This window comes from Bacillus sp. GW821-FHT11D08 (assembly GCF_058808515.1).
Map to the genome: position 1 here is coordinate 413,381 of NZ_JBXARS010000002.1, position 16,915 is coordinate 430,295.

At 43.9% G+C, this 16,915-nt stretch carries 18 protein-coding genes and 1 pseudogene; 15 read left to right on the plus strand and 4 right to left on the minus strand.

The features are described 5' to 3' along the window. Nucleotides 1-178: 178 nt before the first annotated feature. Both AC1RRX_RS05830 and AC1RRX_RS05835 read right to left on the minus strand, forming a co-directional pair. Entirely contained in the window at nt 179-421 is a 243-nt protein-coding gene (locus tag AC1RRX_RS05830) for a hypothetical protein (RefSeq protein ID WP_122503871.1), read from the minus strand. Next, nucleotides 418-774 (minus strand): winged helix-turn-helix transcriptional regulator, encoded by a 357-nt coding sequence (locus tag AC1RRX_RS05835; RefSeq protein WP_015417346.1) that lies wholly within the window; start codon nt 772-774, stop codon nt 418-420. The genes AC1RRX_RS05830 and AC1RRX_RS05835 overlap by 4 nt, the downstream gene beginning before the upstream one ends. Nucleotides 775-942: 168 nt before the next feature. On the opposite strand from AC1RRX_RS05835, the gene AC1RRX_RS05840 reads away from it, so the two are divergent. From AC1RRX_RS05840 to AC1RRX_RS05865, 6 genes and pseudogenes are all read left to right on the plus strand, one after another. Then, nucleotides 943-1,689, plus strand: coding sequence for an SDR family NAD(P)-dependent oxidoreductase (locus AC1RRX_RS05840; protein ID WP_122503872.1), 747 nt, complete (start codon nt 943-945; stop codon nt 1,687-1,689). A 113-nt stretch (nt 1,690-1,802) separates the two neighbouring features. Then, nucleotides 1,803-2,015: pseudogene (locus tag AC1RRX_RS05845) on the plus strand (tunnelling fold family protein); the annotation flags it as partial. A 317-nt stretch (nt 2,016-2,332) separates the two neighbouring features. Further along, nucleotides 2,333-3,532: a spore protein YkvP gene (ykvP, locus tag AC1RRX_RS05850; RefSeq protein ID WP_032871328.1), complete on the plus strand. Its 1,200-nt coding sequence runs from the start codon at nt 2,333-2,335 to the stop codon at nt 3,530-3,532. 15 nt (nt 3,533-3,547) lie between these two features. Then, the gene (locus AC1RRX_RS05855; protein ID WP_122503874.1) at nt 3,548-3,775 is read left to right on the plus strand and encodes a LysM peptidoglycan-binding domain-containing protein; all 228 of its coding nucleotides are present in this window, start codon (nt 3,548-3,550) and stop codon (nt 3,773-3,775) included. A 96-nt stretch (nt 3,776-3,871) separates the two neighbouring features. Then, nucleotides 3,872-4,807 (plus strand): glycosyl hydrolase family 18 protein, encoded by a 936-nt coding sequence (locus AC1RRX_RS05860; RefSeq protein ID WP_020955733.1) that lies wholly within the window; start codon nt 3,872-3,874, stop codon nt 4,805-4,807. A gap of 415 nt (nt 4,808-5,222) precedes the next feature. Next, nucleotides 5,223-5,498 (plus strand): DUF3219 family protein, encoded by a 276-nt coding sequence (locus tag AC1RRX_RS05865; RefSeq protein WP_007409590.1) that lies wholly within the window; start codon nt 5,223-5,225, stop codon nt 5,496-5,498. A gap of 72 nt (nt 5,499-5,570) precedes the next feature. Here the strand turns inward: AC1RRX_RS05865 and AC1RRX_RS05870 are convergent, their stop codons facing one another. Further along, on the minus strand, nt 5,571-5,756 hold the full coding sequence (locus AC1RRX_RS05870) for a YkvS family protein (RefSeq protein ID WP_003154669.1): 186 nt from the start codon (nt 5,754-5,756) through the stop codon (nt 5,571-5,573). Nucleotides 5,757-5,919: 163 nt separating this feature from the next. On the opposite strand from AC1RRX_RS05870, the gene ykzS reads away from it, so the two are divergent. The 6 genes from ykzS (at nt 5,920) to AC1RRX_RS05900 (ending at nt 12,390) form a co-directional block, all read left to right on the plus strand. Then, nucleotides 5,920-6,114: a protein YkzS gene (ykzS, locus tag AC1RRX_RS05875; protein WP_007409591.1), complete on the plus strand. Its 195-nt coding sequence runs from the start codon at nt 5,920-5,922 to the stop codon at nt 6,112-6,114. A 275-nt stretch (nt 6,115-6,389) separates the two neighbouring features. Beyond that, on the plus strand, nt 6,390-7,013 hold the full coding sequence (locus AC1RRX_RS05880; RefSeq protein ID WP_007409592.1) for a cell wall hydrolase: 624 nt from the start codon (nt 6,390-6,392) through the stop codon (nt 7,011-7,013). Between the two features lie 115 nt (nt 7,014-7,128). Next, a complete protein-coding gene (locus tag AC1RRX_RS05885) occupies nt 7,129-8,469 on the plus strand; it encodes a polysaccharide biosynthesis protein (RefSeq protein ID WP_007409593.1) in 1,341 nt (446 codons plus the stop codon). A gap of 62 nt (nt 8,470-8,531) precedes the next feature. Further along, nucleotides 8,532-9,026, plus strand: coding sequence for an endospore biogenesis thiol-disulfide oxidoreductase StoA (gene stoA / locus AC1RRX_RS05890; protein ID WP_007409594.1), 495 nt, complete (start codon nt 8,532-8,534; stop codon nt 9,024-9,026). A gap of 242 nt (nt 9,027-9,268) precedes the next feature. Beyond that, nucleotides 9,269-11,182, plus strand: a complete 1,914-nt coding sequence (locus tag AC1RRX_RS05895; RefSeq protein WP_007409595.1) for a heavy metal translocating P-type ATPase — start codon at nt 9,269-9,271, stop codon at nt 11,180-11,182. Between the two features lie 113 nt (nt 11,183-11,295). After that, a complete protein-coding gene (locus AC1RRX_RS05900; RefSeq protein WP_144463983.1) occupies nt 11,296-12,390 on the plus strand; it encodes a M24 family metallopeptidase in 1,095 nt (364 codons plus the stop codon). A gap of 57 nt (nt 12,391-12,447) precedes the next feature. On the opposite strand, the gene AC1RRX_RS05905 is transcribed toward AC1RRX_RS05900, so the two are convergent. Beyond that, nucleotides 12,448-12,573 (minus strand): hypothetical protein, encoded by a 126-nt coding sequence (locus AC1RRX_RS05905; protein WP_255764256.1) that lies wholly within the window; start codon nt 12,571-12,573, stop codon nt 12,448-12,450. A 98-nt stretch (nt 12,574-12,671) separates the two neighbouring features. Here AC1RRX_RS05905 and AC1RRX_RS05910 point away from each other — a divergent pair, with 98 nt between their 5' ends. The 3 genes from AC1RRX_RS05910 to ptsG all read left to right on the plus strand — a co-directional run bounded on the left by AC1RRX_RS05910 (nt 12,672) and on the right by ptsG (nt 16,881). Next, entirely contained in the window at nt 12,672-13,637 is a 966-nt protein-coding gene (locus tag AC1RRX_RS05910; RefSeq protein WP_015417354.1) for a LacI family DNA-binding transcriptional regulator, read from the plus strand. A gap of 71 nt (nt 13,638-13,708) precedes the next feature. Beyond that, complete coding sequence (gene glcT / locus AC1RRX_RS05915) at nt 13,709-14,554, plus strand: glucose PTS transporter transcription antiterminator GlcT (RefSeq protein ID WP_014304910.1); 846 nt, start codon at nt 13,709-13,711, stop codon at nt 14,552-14,554. 230 nt (nt 14,555-14,784) lie between these two features. Then, nucleotides 14,785-16,881, plus strand: a complete 2,097-nt coding sequence (gene ptsG / locus AC1RRX_RS05920) for a glucose-specific PTS transporter subunit IIBC (protein ID WP_007409599.1) — start codon at nt 14,785-14,787, stop codon at nt 16,879-16,881. Nucleotides 16,882-16,915 lie beyond the last annotated feature (34 nt).

Sequence of the window (16,915 nt, forward strand, 5' to 3'; positions counted from 1 at the left end):
GTGTGATACGGAGTGTGACCCGCACTAAGCTCAATAAAAGTGTGACCTGAGGTGCAACCTGAACTGTGACTTTTATGCAGTGGAAAATTGATAGTACAGAAGCAGATTAAGGCGTACAATTTGTACGTCTTTTCTTTTTTATCCGAAAGAAAAAATGCCTATCTAGAGATCATAGGCATTAAATATTATTATCAATATCTTCATTTATTTTTTGGCTAAGTTTCTGAACCTTCTCTTTAACATTTGAAACAGCTCTTTTTTGAATTTCATCAAAGTTTTCCTGAATATAGTCCGTGACACTTCTTATTAGAACTTCACTTTCAAAATTGAATATCTCATTTATTTCTGACTGTTCTTCATCTGTTAGGTGAGGGTATTGAAGTTGTTTAGCATTTACTTCAGCAGCTACATCAATCCTCACTTTAGTTGTTCTGGTTGTACAATTTCATATTCACCTTCTGCATACTCTTGCTCCGCATAATGGCTTCCCCATTGACAGAGCTCCTGCAAGATAGGTTTAAGAGATTCTCCAAGTTCAGTGGATGAATATTCAACCTTCGGCGGTACTTGATTATACATCTTTCTGCTCACAAGTCCACTGGCTTCAAGCTCTCTAAGTGTTTGAATCAGCATTTTCTGAGTTATATTTGGGATCATGCGCTTTAATTCACTCGTTCTCTTTGGTCCATTCATTAAAAAGTATAATACAAGGCCTTTCCATTTTCCGCCAATCACTTCCTTTGTCACTTCAAACCCACAGCTAAATTTTTTCATGTCTAAAGCTCTCCATTCCGCATTTATTACTTTTTAGTTACTATATCACAAAAAAGTGGGTACTTCCGATAATGTGCTTACTGAAGGATACTATATCTTGTAAGTTGTTCTTCAAGTACTTAAAGGTACTAGACATAAAATAAAATCAATTCTAAAGGAGTGTTAAGTATGGGTAAATTTGAAGGTAAAATAGCGCTTGTAACGGGTGGAACAAGTGGGATTGGTCTTGCTGCAGCACAAAAATTTGTAAACGAAGGTGCATATGTTTATATCACGGGACGCAGACAAAACGAACTTGATAAAGCTGTTAACCAAATTGGCAAGAACGTAACCGGTGTTCAAGGTGATATTTCTAAGCTAGAAGACTTAGACAAACTATATGACATGATAAAGCAGGAAAAAGGTAAGTTGGACATTCTTTTTGCTAATGCAGGCACCGGCAACTTCCTTCCATTAGGTGAAATTACTGAAGAGCAGGTTGATAGAACGTTCGACATTAACGTTAAAGGAACCATCTTTACTGTTCAAAAAGCGTTATCACTATTCCCGGACAAAGTAGGTTCTATTATTGTAACGGGCTCTACTGCTGGATCAATTGGCAACCCAGCGTTTAGTGTATATGGAGCATCTAAAGCAGCGTTAAGAGCACTGGTTCGCAACTGGATTCTTGACCTAAAAGGTACTGAAATCCGTGTAAATGTGGTGAGTCCAGGAGCTATTCTTACACCTGCATACGATGAGCTTTTTGGTGATGCACTTGAAGGAGCAATGGAAAATGCCAGAAATACTGTTCCAGCTGGAAAAGTTGGGACACCTGAAGAGGTAGCAAACGCTGTATCTTTCCTTGCTTCAGACGAAAGCAGTTACTTGACGGGTGTTGAATTGTTCGTAGATGGCGGGCTAGCACAGGTATAATTTCACTGCGCAGAGATTACAAATAGTCCCCTTGGTAAGGTGTGAAATTGGTGTGACTTCATGATTAATGCTAGAGCAAGTACTTATGGGACAAGACTTTGACCTGCCTTTTCTTCCACGAGGACTGCATGAACATCATCATGAATGATTTGATCGAATTAATGGACCCCCGCTACATTGAAGTATGGGGCAAATTCACGCCTAGAGGCGGAATCTCCATTGACCCGTATACAAACTACGGCAAACCGGGAACAAAATATGAAAAAATGGCCGAGTACCGCATGATGAATCATGATTTGTATCCGGAGACGATTGATAATCGTTAATCACTATAAAAGCGTGCCTATTATGACTTTTTATGCAAATAAATTGCTATTGCAGAGGTAATGTAAGACGTACAAATGTGTACGTCTTTTTCTTTTAAGCACAAAAACAATTTATTAACGAAAGTATTTTGGCAGAAAGGCTAACAAAATCAAAGGAAAATATGTTGTAGATTGCTTTCTTTTTTTGTGGGGCATCCATATCCAATCACGTTATCTTGCACTTGAACATTTTTTATAGACTGGTACCGCGACAAATTATTTCTCTTCTACATACCAATAAAGTAGACATTAAAAAGTGAAAGAGAGGGCGAAAATGTGTGAAAATTCTTTTCCTCGAGAGTCATCCCATGTGGCTCTATGGTTTACCAAATGGGTTTAGGGAAGCAGGACATACCGTAATGATTTCCGGTCCTGTAAGTCGGGAAAATATCACTGAAATGATAGACGAATTTAAACCAGATCTAATAGTATCTATGGGATGGACACCAGAGCATTCAAGGGAAAAGCAGGCCTGGATTCGCAACGCTACTAAAAAGGTGAATATCCCTCTCGTTTATTGGGCAACTGAAGACCCGCTGCACACTCAAAACTTTACTATCCCGTTAATTAAAAAGGTGAAACCAGATTTTGTTTTCACGGTTACGCCTTCTCTGTGTAAAACTTATGAAAGCATGGGGATTAAAGCAGCTCACTTAGACTTTGCATTTCACGAAAGTATACATCACCAGATTAAACCATTAGCAAAATACAGTTGTGATATAGCAGTGGTGGCTAATGCTTACCCTAATTTTCTTGAAGAACATCCGGAAGTGTTCCGTTCGTCCTCTTTAAAAACGCTTATTCGTCCTCTTATACGGAAGGGTATTCGCATTGATTTTTGGGGGAGAAACTGGGAAAAAATGAGTAAATATATAGGAAGAGAAATTCCCCGCAATTGGATCCATGGATACCTTGATTATACTGAAGCATATAAAGTCTACAGTTCAGCAAAAGTCGTTATCGGTTTGCAAAACTGTGAAAGCCAACTTACGCAACGCACCTATGAGATTCTTGGTTCCGGGGGGGTTTTATTGACATCGGATACACCAGCAGTTCGAGGTAAATTCAAACCTGGCCGCGATCTCATCGTTTCTTCCTCCCCAAAAGAAACATTGGAAAAGGTTAAATACTATTTGAATCATGATAGCGAGAGAAAAAAGATTCAGATAAACGGTAAAAAGGCTGTAAAGAATGATTCCTATCTGCATAGAGCCGAGAGAATGCTTGAGGTGCTAAAAAGCAGAGGAATTATAAGAAACTTAGGGGAAACCATTCATTATGTAGATGTTCTCAAAGAAAAATACGTGATCCATCATGTTACTCCCGGTGAAACATTATCAATAATTGCCAGGAAGTATAATGTTTCCCTGCAGCAACTCATGGAGCTTAATCATTTCAAATCAGATCAAATATATGCTGGACAAATCATTAAGATTAGAGAGAAACTGTTTAGAAATATTGATAACAAATTTTTCTAAAGGAGAGTAATATGAATGAAGGGGAAAATACCTAAAATAAGAAATCAAGCGAATAAAGTAAAAAGAACGCCTCGTTATATGGAATTTCCCGTGACATACGAAGTATATCATGTGGAATCCGGCGATACATTATGGACGCTTTCTAAATCCTTCAATATCCCGGTACAACAACTTATGAATCTTAATAAGCTTTCTTCAGATAGAATTTATCCTGGACAAATTATAAAGATAAGAGAAAGATAATCTTTGAGGTTTCGGAAACGAATCAAATTGAAATGACAATCCTCATTTTTTTATTTGTGGGGAACTTGATATTTTTGGGGATGAAGGGGTTATGAGATGTTTCAAATGAGCTATTTCTATTCTGGATTAGGATGGGATTTTATTCAACACGTTGATCAAACGAACGGAGTATTAAATGTTGTGTCTCCTGATTTTTTCTATATCAGAAAAGATGGATCATTACTTCTCCGTTCAGCTAATCCCGATGTGATTAAAGCTCTTCATAGAAGAAAATTAAAAGTAGTTCCTTTTCTAAGCAATCATTGGGATCAGGATTTGGGACGATTTTCATTAATGAACCGAGTTCTTTTAGCTAAACAAATTTCTCATGCAATAGAAGAACTGGATTTGGACGGAGTTAATATCGATATAGAAAACCTTACAGAAAAAGATCGGAATTTATTTACAGATTTTGTTAGATTGGTAAGAGAAAGTATTCCTAGACATAAAGAAGTATCAGTTGCAGTGGCGGCAAATCCTTTTGGCTGGACGAAGGGCTGGCACGGATCATATGATTACGAGTATTTAGCTAAATATGCAGATTACCTTATGATTATGGCCTACGATGAAAGCCACCTTGCTGGACCTACTGCAAGTGTAGGATGGGTGGAAAAGTCCATTCAATATGCTCTGACCCAAAAAATCTCTCCTAAAAAACTAGTTTTAGGATTGCCATTCTATGGCCGCTGTTGGATGAAAGGCCAATCTGCCTCTCAAGCCATTCCCCTTTACCTTGTTGACTCATTAGTAAAAAGGCATAACGGGACAATTATTTTTGACACAAAGAGTCAATCTCCAAAAGCTATTTTTACTGTCAATCACGATAACAAGGGGCTGTTGCCTTCGGGAACATATACATTATGGTTTGAAAATGAACAGTCACTCAGAGCAAAAATAAAACTCGCTCAAAAATATAATCTGAAAGGTCTTGGCAGCTGGAGTCTTGGACAAGAGGATGCGTCAGTCTGGAATACAGTGTTTAAAAATATATAATGATTTATAGTTCAAAGCAAAATTCGAAGATAATTGCAATGAATCTCTATCCTGAATGGATGCTGGTTTATCTAAAAAACATGATGAGAATTGATTGACCACTCTCATTAAAGGATGGGGAAATTCAAGGCGCCAAGGTACGTGGAGAACCATGACTTGTTGATAATCGACCATATAGTTTCTCCTCAGAAATGAGGGGGTTTTACATAAAAAAGACGAGCGAATCCGGGGGGAATTCCACTCGCCGCTTTCTAATGAAAAGACGGGATGCTGGATGGCAGCTCGTCTGTTTCATTATAAAATAGGGAACGTATGTTTGTAAAGGCCTGCGCTGTTTTTTCTCATTCGGAGCGGATCAATTGTAAAGGAATGGTCAGCATGATAGCATGTCCTGTAAAAAGAAGGAGTGTTCGTAATGGAGCCGTTAGAGTTAAACGGTGTAAGACTGAAAATGTATGATTGTAAAGAAAGTGCGGGTGAAAACGGCCGCATGATTTCATTTATATTGAAGGTGACCTCTGAAACGTATCATGATATTGCCGTCCTTTTGTATGAAAAAACATTTGACATCAAGGCGCCCGAGCGCGGGCTTGAATTCCGCGGTAAAATAACCAACTACTATACATCCGTCACTAATCTTTACAATAAAGATGAGACAGGTGATTTTTTTGTAGAAATGACCGAGATCTGAATTCATTTGAAAAAGCTGCCGGGCGGCAGCTTTTGTGCGGGATATGTAAATGGTTCGGATTGTTCGGGGGGTTTAATAGGAGTCTCTGATGATTTTATAATTCTTATGGTTGACGACAGTGAGGGAATCTAATTCAAGGTCACGATAATTATCCATGATGGTTACATCAACGATGACGGAGTTTTCATTTACTTTTTCAACAATACCGGTTAATCCGTTTTTAAATTCAATGACGTTTCCAACCTTAGCAATTTTCACGAGCTTCCTCTCCTTTATCATAAATCCTGTTTGAAAATATTTTGCAGTATTTTCTTTAAGAAGTAAAGCGATATGGGTATCAGCCCGCTCAATCATTGTCCCGGCGGGGGAAAGATGGTATATTGTTTTTCGGGAAAAAGCCGAGAAAAGGAGGCTGTGTTCGTTGCTGCCTGAGGAAATTTCAGAATGTATCAACCAAATGCGCACCGGGGAAATCAAAGAATTCAGGGTGCAGAAAGAACATTTTCTTGCATTTCGAGCAGTTTTATCGAAGCAGGAAGATTTTAAGCATTTCCGCGGTATTGCACAGCAGGGCGGAGATGTTGTATTTCAGTATTTAGAACAGCCAAGAAGCTGACGGCTCCTCGCACTTGAGGAGTCTTTTTTTTGTTTTTTGGTTTCTCATTTCATCTTGCTGTAACAGATGTAAACAAAATGTAAAATCCCTCCGATGGATACTTTTACTGCTATTTGGTTAATGTTGTGAAAATGACGGCTGTTTTCCTGCCAATAACAAGGCTGTTAACGAACTTCTTCCATCATAAAAGCTGATTGGGAGCACTGGAAAATCTTTAACCGTGAATTTGCGCACAGCTCTTGTTAAGGTAGTGAAGTATTTAAGGAGGAAATCGTATGACGACAAAATTTGCTGCCTTGGCTGTCTTTTTTCTATGTTTTATGCCTGCATCAAAAATTGAACATACAGAAGCTCTGTTTACTTTTGCGAAGAAGCCAAAGCAAGAACCCAGCACACTGGTTGCTGATTTAAATAAAAAAAGCTCGGTTCCGAAGCTTTCAAAAACGGATCATAAGCATTCTATCCAACCGATAAAGCTGTCATCTCACCAAGAGAAGAAGGCAAAACCGGAAGAGACGGCTTATCAGCCGCCGAAAAAAACGTATTCCCGCGCTGACAGACAACTTCTGTCACGTCTCGTTCACGCAGAAGCGAAAGGTGAATCTTATAAAGGGAAGGTTGCGGTAGCCAGCGTAGTGCTGAACCGCACTGAAAAAAACGGCTTCCCGGATACCATTCGGGGCGTGATCTATCAAAGGAATGCATTTGAACCGGTAGCAAACGGAAGCATTAATCAAAAGCCGGATAAGGATTCCATCGCCGCCGCAAATGAGGCGCTTGACCATCCGGGAAGAGAAACGAACGCGTTGTTTTTCTACAATCCGAAAACGGCATCTGACCACTGGATCCGTTCCCGAAAAATTATCGAACGGATCGGCAGACACGTATTTGCGATGTAAGCATAGCGGGATCAAAAATATCCCGGCTATGCTTTTTTCAATTTTGAGAAATCGAAAATATTTTCAGAACTTGTCTCATATGATGATGGAAGAACGAGAGACAAGGAGAGACACCATGAATCGATTTGTGAAAGGGATCATTCTTTTATCCATCGCCGCCTTTTTCGCGGAATGTCTGGAATTTGTCGTGAATATGATACTGGCGCGGGAGCTTGGCGAGCATGGGATGGGACTTTACATGAGCATTCTGCCCACCATTTTTTTAATTATCGTCATCGCCAGTCTGGAGCTTCCGATCTCCATTTCAAAATTCATCGCGGAATCCAATCAGAAGCTGCATGAAAGCATGCTCCGGCATGCCTTCAGAATGACCGCCGTTTTTACCGCGTTTTCAACCGCGGCCGCAAGCATCGCGCTGCCGTTCATTCCTGTATTCGATACGTATCACCCGTTTATTAAAGGGATTGTCATCGGGCTGATTCCAGTCGTCGCTTTTACATCCATCGCCAGAGGTTATTTTATGGGTGTGCAGCAAATGGGAAAAATCGCGGTTGCGAATGTCATGAAAAAAATCATTCAAGTGCTTTGTCTGTTTATCTTTTTTCAATGGTACTCTTTTGAAATTGATATGGCCGTGCTCATTTCATTATTTGTGCTGGTCGCAAGCGATGTCGTGGTGTTCGTTTACTTGTATACGCAGTTTATTTTGGCGAGGAGGGCGCTTTCCGGCCATCAGCACATTCATCTTCGCGGGAAAGACGTGCGGAAACGCCTCCTGGCCGTATCGATCCCGACAACGGGACTTCGTATATTTCATGCGGTGACGAACGCCATTGAACCCTTTTTAGTGAAAGGAGCGCTGCTGGCGTCCGGGGCAGCCGGGACAGCCGCGATTGATCAATACGGCATGCTTGCCGGTGTTGCGATGACAATCGGTTCGTTTCCCGCATTTATCGCCCATTCGCTGATGGTCGTCATGATTCCCAGCATTTCAGAAGCGTATGCGCTGTCCCAATATGATATTGTGCTGAAACGGCTGAGACAAGCGATTTTTATTACATTCGGCTACGGCATTCCGGCAGTCTGGGTCATGTTTCAGTTCGCGGGCCCGCTGACCCATTTGTTTTTTCAGTCTCCGGAAGCGCAGTATTATTTGCAGCTTTTGTGGCCGTTTTTTCTTTTTCATCTGTTTGTGATGCCGCTTCAGGCCTGTCTGATCGGTATCGGCCACGTGAAAACGGCGTTTTATCATAACGTATGGAGCAGCATTGTGGGGCTTTCGATGATGTATGTGCTCGGTTCTATGCCGGAATTGCAAATGCTCGGCATTATACTCGGCATGAATACCGGCATGATTCTTCTGACAAGTTTACATTACGCGACGATCTGCAAAGACCTCGGTGTCTCCGTGTTTTTGACGGGCGGCGGAAGAACAGCGCCCCGGATCGAAAGCTGAAAAGGCTGATACATTTCAATAAGGAAGGGCAAGCTATCCGAAACGCGTGAAAGGAAGATCATATGCATAAAAACCGCCTAATTGTATGTGCAGTCCTTTTGATAGCTGCCGCCGTCTGGATGCCTGAAGCAAAAGCCTCATCAGAAAAACAGGCAGTTCCCGCCGTGTTTCTGATGAAGACGATTGAAGGAGACGAGATATCGATTCCGAATAAAGGGCAGAAAACGATTTTGCATTTTTGGACATCGTGGTGTCCGCCGTGCAAAAAAGAACTGCCTCAGTTCCAAACGTATTATGAACAGCATCAGTCCGATGATGTAAGCCTTGTAACGGTAAATTTGATGAATGCCGAGCGAAACAAAAATACCGTTCAAAACTTTGTCAGTCAGCACCATCTCACTTTCCCGATTGTTCTTGACACGAAAGGCGAGCTTATGAAGGAATACGATGTCATGACGATTCCCACGTCATTTCTGCTGAATGAAAAAGGAGAAATCGAAAAAAAGATCGTCGGTCCGATGACCGCCTCACAATTAAAAGAATGGTCAGAGAAATAAAAAGGTGCGGGAGGAATTCCTCCCGCACCTTTTTTGCATATAATGAACAGCTGAAGAAACGCTAATGATAATTATTATCAAAAAGAAATTAAAACAATTATAATTGAAATCTTCCGCCGGCATGCTATAATAAAGAAAACACTGCGATAACACTGTGAAAATGCTGCCTGTCAGGCGGCTGTTTTGCTTTTATCGGGGAATTGAAGATGATTTGCGTTCTCAATTAGAGAGGAGAATTCATAATGAATGAACAAGTGATGACACAAACCCATTCACAACAGCACATACAAGAAGAGCGGGCCGGAAAAAAGTGGCTCCAGCATGCAGAACTCATTGCGGCGCTCGTATCCGGCGTCCTTATTCTTGCGGCCTGGTTTTTTACCGAAACAAAAGGCCTGTCCGTCACTTTGTATATCCTTGCCTTCCTGATCGGGGGATTTGCAAAAGCGAAAGAGGGAATTGAGGATACCATTGAGACGAAGGCGTTAAATGTGGAACTGCTGATGATTTTTGCGGCTGTCGGCTCCGCCCTGATCGGTTATTGGGCTGAAGGCGCTGTTCTTATCTTTATTTTTTCGTTAAGCGGCGCGCTCGAAACATATACGATGAATAAAAGCAGCCGTGATTTAACATCTTTAATGAAACTGGAACCGGAGGAAGCGACACTGCTTGCGGACGGACGGGAAAAGCGGGTGCCGGCTGCTGAACTTAAGATCGGTGACATGATCGTCATTAAGCCGGGCGAACGCGTAGCAGCAGACGGGATCATTGAGTCTGGCGTGACGAGCCTCGATGAATCGGCGCTTACGGGTGAAGCGATGCCGGCGGAAAAAACAGCCGGAGATTCTGTGTTTACAGGAACGGTAAACGGAAACGGCTCCTTAACGGTCCGTGTGACGAAAACAAATGAACAGTCTTTATTCAGAAAAATCATCCGGCTGGTGGAATCAGCCCAAAACAGCGTGTCACCGGCTCAGGCATTTATTGAGCGGTTCGAAAGTGTCTATGTCAAAGGCGTGCTGTTAGCCGTGGCTTTGCTTTTATTCATTCCTCATTTCGCTTTAGGCTGGAGCTGGAGTGAAACCTTTTACAGGGCGATGGTGTTTATGGTGGTCGCCTCCCCGTGCGCACTTGTCGCTTCTATTATGCCCGCTGCGCTTTCCCTTATCTCAAATGGGGCCCGCAACGGATTATTGGTTAAAGGAAGTGTGTTTTTAGAGCAGCTGGGAAGCGTACGGATGATCGCATTTGACAAAACCGGCACGGTCACTAAGGGACAGCCGGCAGTCGCGGCATTTCAAGCTGCGGAACATGTGAGTGAAGATGAGATCATGCAGGCGGTGTATGCCATGGAAAAGCAATCAAGCCACCCGCTTGCAAAAGCGATAGCTGAATTTGCCGAAAGCCGGGGCGCCGCGCCCGCAGGACATCTATCGATTGACGAGACGTCCGGATTCGGTGTTCAGGCTGAAATAGAAGGCGTCAAATGGATGGTCGGAAAAGCGGGGTTTGCAGGTGAAGATGCGGCAGATGCTTTTTTGCAAACATCGGGAAAAGAATTAAAGGATAAAGGTTTTACACTGGTCTTTGTTAAAAAAGATGACCGGATTGCGGGCTGCTTTGCCTTAAAGGATCAAATCCGACCTGAAGCCAAAGCCGTGATGGCTGAGCTTGAATCACTGGGCATTAAAACAGCCATGCTCACCGGCGATCAGTCTGAAACTGCGGCTGCCATTGCAAAAGAGGCGGGCATGACGACGGTTGTTGCCGATTGTCTGCCGGACCAAAAGGCAAAAGAAGTGAAGAAGCTGAAAGAAACGTACGGCACAATCGCCATGGTGGGGGACGGCATTAATGACGCGCCCGCTCTGAAAACCGCTGACGTCGGTATTGCGATGGGCGGGGGGACGGACGTGGCCCTTGAAACGGCTGACTTAGTCCTTATGAAAAATGATCTTCACAAGCTTGTGAAAATGTGCAGACTCTCAAGGAAAATGAACCGGATTATTAAGCAGAATATTGTTTTCTCGCTCTCGGTCATCTGCCTTTTGATCTGCGCCAACTTTCTGCAGGTGATGGAACTGCCGTTTGGCGTGATCGGGCATGAGGGGAGCACGATTCTGGTCATTCTGAACGGACTGAGATTATTAAAATAAACATGACAGCCGCACATCGGGCGGCTGTTTTTTAAATGTTCGTTCACAGCATAAACGCCGGAAAACTGATAGAATGAATAAAGAGTCACTTTGGTAAGGAGGAAAAGCAAAAAATGAACAGATTAGAACGTGTTTCATCTTGGCTGAAAAAAGAAGGGCATGATGCGGCGTTTATACATACAAAGGAAAACGTATTTTATTTAACTGATTTTTACACGGATCCGCATGAGCGGTTAATGGGATTGTTCCTGTTTCAGGAACAGGAGCCGTTTTTCGTTTGTCCGGGAATGGAAGCCGGACAAGCCCGCAGCGCCGGGTGGAAGCATGGTATTATCGGCTACGGCGATCACGAAGACCCGTGGGAGCTGATCAAAGCCGAGCTCACAAAACGAAATGTGCCGCTTGATTCCATCGCGGTTGAAAAGGATTCGATCTCTCTTTCCCGCTCAGAACAGCTCAAACAAGCTTCAGGGGGCGCGGCATTTGTTTCGGCAGAAGAAACGCTCAACCAATTCCGTCTCGTGAAAGATGAGAAGGAAATCAGCATTCTCAGGGAAGCGGCAAAACTTGCGGATTACGGAGTTCAAGTCGGTGTCGCGGCGCTCAAAGAGGGTGTGAGTGAAACCGAAGTACTCGCGCAGATTGAGTTTGAGCTGAAGAAAAAAGGCGTGCAGGGCATGTCATTTTCAACGATGGTGCTGTTCGGGGAAAAATCAGGCCAGCCCCATGGGAATCCGGGTGCAGACCGGTTGAAAAAAGGCGATTTCGTTCTGTTTGATCTGGGCGTTATTCTTGACGGCTACTGTTCAGACATCACGAGAACATTCGCATACCAATCAATCAGCCCGAAACAGGAAGAGATTTACGAAACGGTGCTTAAAGCTGAACAGGCGGCGCTTCAATTAAGCAAACCCGGCGTCAGAATCAGCGATCTTGATTTAAAAGCCCGCGGCATTATTGAAAAAGCCGGATACGGAGACTATTTCCCGCACCGCCTCGGCCACGGACTCGGGATTTCGGTTCACGAATATCCATCAATGAGCAGCGCGAACGACACACTCCTCAAAGAAGGCATGGTGTACACGATAGAACCGGGGATTTACGTGCCGGATGTCGGCGGCGTGCGCATTGAAGACGATGTGTTCGTCACAAAAGACGGCGCCGAAGCATTAACGCAGTATCCGAAAGAATTAACGATTCTGAAATAAAAAGCTTTGTGATAAAAAAGGACGGTTCTGAAACGCAGCGTCCTTTTTTATCACCTTTTAAATGAAAAAATCATCAAAATGCTGAAATGGTTTGATGTCATGCTTTTCATTCAGGGGCCGCATGGCAAGGTAACTGCCGCCGAGTATGGCGAGACACAAACCGATTAAGCAAAGAATCCCCATCGCTGTTCTTCTCCTTTCAAACGAATAGGCTGTTTCTGTTTCTAGCTTACTGTATGAAACGCATTCCAGATCAAGGGAAAAAAAGAAAGGGGGACGCCATGGCTACGATCAGAGACATTGCCGGCGCTGCCGGGGTTTCCGTTACAACGGTATCAAGAGTATTAAACGATCATCCTTATGTAAGTAAGGACAAAAGAGAAAGAGTGAAAAAAGCGATGCAATCGCTCGGATATACGCGCAACATTCATGCTGTGCATTTATCAAAAGGTTTTTCCGATATGATCGGCGTTGTGCTTCCGTCGGTGAATCTTCCGTATTTTGCAGACCTTGTTGCAGGTATTGCCGAGGCTGCCGAAGCGTCAGGCGTGCATCTTTCTTTATACCAGACAGATTATCAGCAGCAAAAAGAACGTTTTGCCTTATCACAGTTACAGGAGCGCCAAGTGGACGGCCTGATTATCTGCTCCAAAGCAATTCCTGATGAACATCTGCTTACCGTGAAAGAACCGCTCATCCTCTGCCAGTACACTGATGCGGCAGGGCTTTCCTCCATCAGTAATCCGCATCGGGAAGCATTTCGGCACGGTCTGGATTATCTGATAGAAAAGGGACACCGGAAAATAGCGATCAGTCTGGCCAGAAAAAAGGGAAAAAACAGTCAAGTACGCATTGCCGCATACAAAGAGGCGCTCAAGAAGATCGGGCAGCCTTACAGGGAAGAGCTGGTTGTGGAAAAGGCGCTGACGCTGCTTGACGGGAAAGCCCTTTTTCATAGATGGAAGAGCTGGGATGACAAACCGACTGCGCTGTTTGCGGCGAATGATCAAGTATCCGCAGGTCTTTACCTTGAAGCCAAGGCAAACGGGACGCGCATCCCGGAAGAGCTTGCGATTTTGAGCATCGACAATCATGATATCAGCAAGATGTTAGGTATTTCCACAATAGATATACAAACAAAAGAAATGGGAAAGCAGGCTTTTCACATGCTTGAGAACAGGATCAGCGGCGGGCCTCCGGCAAGGAAAGTTCTTGATTACCGCCTTATTGAACGATCAACCGTCTAAAAAAAGAATTGACGCGCTTTCCGTTCGTTTTGTACGATATGAGGTATTGAATGACAAAGGAGCTGAGGATCATGAAGGGGTCCTTTACAGTTGAAAAGGTATTAAATAACAATGTGCTCATCGCAACACATGATAGATACAGTGAGGTCGTCTTAATCGGAAAAGGGATCGGCTTTGGAAAAAAACAAGCGGATGTCATTGAAGATAAAGGGTATGACAAGATGTTCATCTTAAAGGATGAAAAAGAACAAAAACAATTTAAAAAGCTCCTCGGTTATGTGGACGAGACACTTGTCGACATCTCCAATGACGTCATTTATCATATCAAGAAGCGGACAAGCCAACCGTTAAATGAGCATATCCATATTGCGCTGACTGACCATATCGCCTTTGCGGTAAAGCGGCTGCAGCAGGGTTTTGACATTAAAAACCCGTTTCTCATGGAAACCGAAACGCTTTATCCGGAAGAATTCCAAATTGCCCGTGAAGTCGTCGGCATGATTAATGAAAAGACGGGAATCTGCCTTCCGGAAGGGGAGATCGGCTTTATCGCTCTGCATATCCACTCCGCCCTGACGAATCGGCCCCTTTCAGAGGTCAATCAGCATTCACAGCTGATGTCCCGGCTCGTTCAGGTGATTGAGGAATCTTTCCAGATGAAAGTGAATAAAGAAAGCGTCCACTATTTGCGGCTGATCCGGCATATCAGATTTACCATAGACAGGATTAATCGGGAAGAGCAGACAAAAGAACCAGAAAAGTTAATGTTATTATTGAAAAATGAATACCCGCTATGCTACAATACTGCTTGGAAACTGATAAAAATCTTGCAGCAAATACTGAAAAAACCAGTTCATGAGGCGGAAGCGGTTTATCTCACGCTTCATTTGTACCGATTAACCAATAAAATTTCATAATTTCAGTTGAAACCTTAAAAACGTGTCACTGATTCGATCAGGCATGAGTGATTGAGGGTAAAAAACGGGAAGAACGGTCCCGTTATTTTGCACACCCTTTTTACTCATGCCTTTTTTGTTGTGTAAAAGGGCAAATGTAAACGGTTAAACTGAAGACTTGCGCCAGTGAATTCGTTGTCATGAATTTTCGCTGTAAGGTCACACTAGCTAACAGAGGAGGTACATCTTTTATGTTTAAAGCATTATTCGGCGTTCTCCAGAAAATCGGCCGTGCTCTTATGCTTCCGGTTGCGATTTTACCGGCTGCGGGGATCTTGCTTGCGTTAGGGAATGCCATGCAGAACAAAGATATGATTCAAGTCATGCACTTCTTAAGCAATGATAACGTTCAGCTTGTGGCGAATGTCATGGAAAGCGCCGGCCAAATCGTATTTGACAACCTGCCGCTTCTTTTTGCAGTAGGGGTTGCGATCGGTCTTGCCAACGGAGACGGTGTTGCCGGAATCGCGGCTATTATCGGATACTTGGTCATGAACGTATCCATGAGCGCCGTGCTTATGGCAAACGGCAGTATTCCGTCTGACAAAATTGAACGGGCAAAGTTTTTTGCGGAAAACCATCCGGCCTATATTAACATGCTGGGGATACCCACTTTGGCGACGGGCGTGTTCGGCGGTATTATCGTCGGGGTTCTGGCCGCGTTATTGTTTAACAAGTTTTATAAAATTGAACTTCCGCAGTACCTCGGATTCTTTGCGGGTAAGCGGTTCGTCCCAATTATCACATCAATTTCCGCATTAATTCTCGGTCTTATTATGTTAGTGATCTGGCCTCCGATCCAGCACGGTCTGAATTCCTTCTCCACGGGTCTTGTGGAAGCGAATCCAACCTTGGCGGCCTTTATTTTCGGGATGATTGAGCGGTCATTGATTCCGTTCGGTCTTCATCACATTTTCTACTCGCCGTTCTGGTATGAATTTTTCAGCTATAAAGATGCGGCCGGAGACATCATCCGCGGAGATCAGCGGATTTTCATGGCTCAGATCAAAGACGGCGTACAGCTGACGGCGGGAACGTTTATGACGGGGAAATATCCCTTTATGATGTTCGGTCTTCCGGCGGCAGCGCTTGCAATCTATCATGAAGCGAAGCCTGAAAAGAAAAAACTTGTAGCCGGAATCATGGGTTCTGCCGCTCTGACAAGTTTCTTAACGGGAATTACCGAGCCGCTTGAATTCTCATTCTTGTTTGTGGCTCCTATCCTGTTTGCGATTCACTGCGTATTCGCGGGACTTTCCTTTATGGTTATGCAGCTGCTGCATGTAAAAATCGGTATGACCTTCTCAGGCGGTCTGATTGACTACTTCCTGTTCGGAATTCTGCCTAACCGGACGGCTTGGTGGCTTGTCATTCCAGTCGGCTTAGGATTAGCCGTCATTTACTACTTCGGTTTCCGGTTTGCGATCAGAAAGTTCAATCTGAAAACGCCGGGCCGTGAAGAAGAGGCTGCGGATGAAGGTGCGGGCGCCTCAGGCGAAGCCGGCGACCTTCCTTATGAAATCCTGCAGGCAATGGGTGATCAGGAAAACATTAAGCACCTTGACGCTTGTATCACGAGACTTCGCGTTACGGTCAACGACCAGAAGAAAGTGGATAAGGCCCGTCTGAAACAGCTTGGCGCCTCAGGCGTTCTTGAAGTCGGAAACAACATTCAGGCCATTTTCGGCCCGCGTTCTGACGGTTTAAAAACACAGATGCAGGATATTATCGCCGGACGCACGCCGCGCCCTGAACCGAAAGTATCCGCGCAAGAAGAAGTCAGCCAGCAGGTTGAAGAGGTTATCGCAGATCCGCTCCGAAACGAGCAGGGTGAAGAAGTGTTCGCTTCTCCGATCACCGGCGAAATCCATCCGATTACCGATGTGCCTGACCAGGTGTTCTCAGGAAAAATGATGGGTGACGGTTTTGCGATTCTTCCTGAAGAAGGAATCGTCGTATCTCCTGTCCGCGGAAAAGTGCTGAATGTTTTCCCGACAAAACATGCGATCGGCCTTCAGTCTGACGGCGGAAGAGAGATCCTGATTCATTTCGGAATCGACACAGTCAGTCTGAAAGGCGAAGGATTCACTTCTTTTGTTTCTGAGGGTGACCGGGTTGAACCGGGGCAAAAGCTGCTTGAAGTTGATCTTGAAGCGGTTAAACCTCATGTTCCTTCATTAATGACACCGATTGTCTTTACAAATCTTGCCGAGGGTGAAGCGATTTCCCTTTCGGCCGAAGGTACCGTAAAACGGGAACAAAAAGATATTGTGAAAATCGGAAAATAAGCATATAAATACGCCGTGCTTGTCAGATGACAAG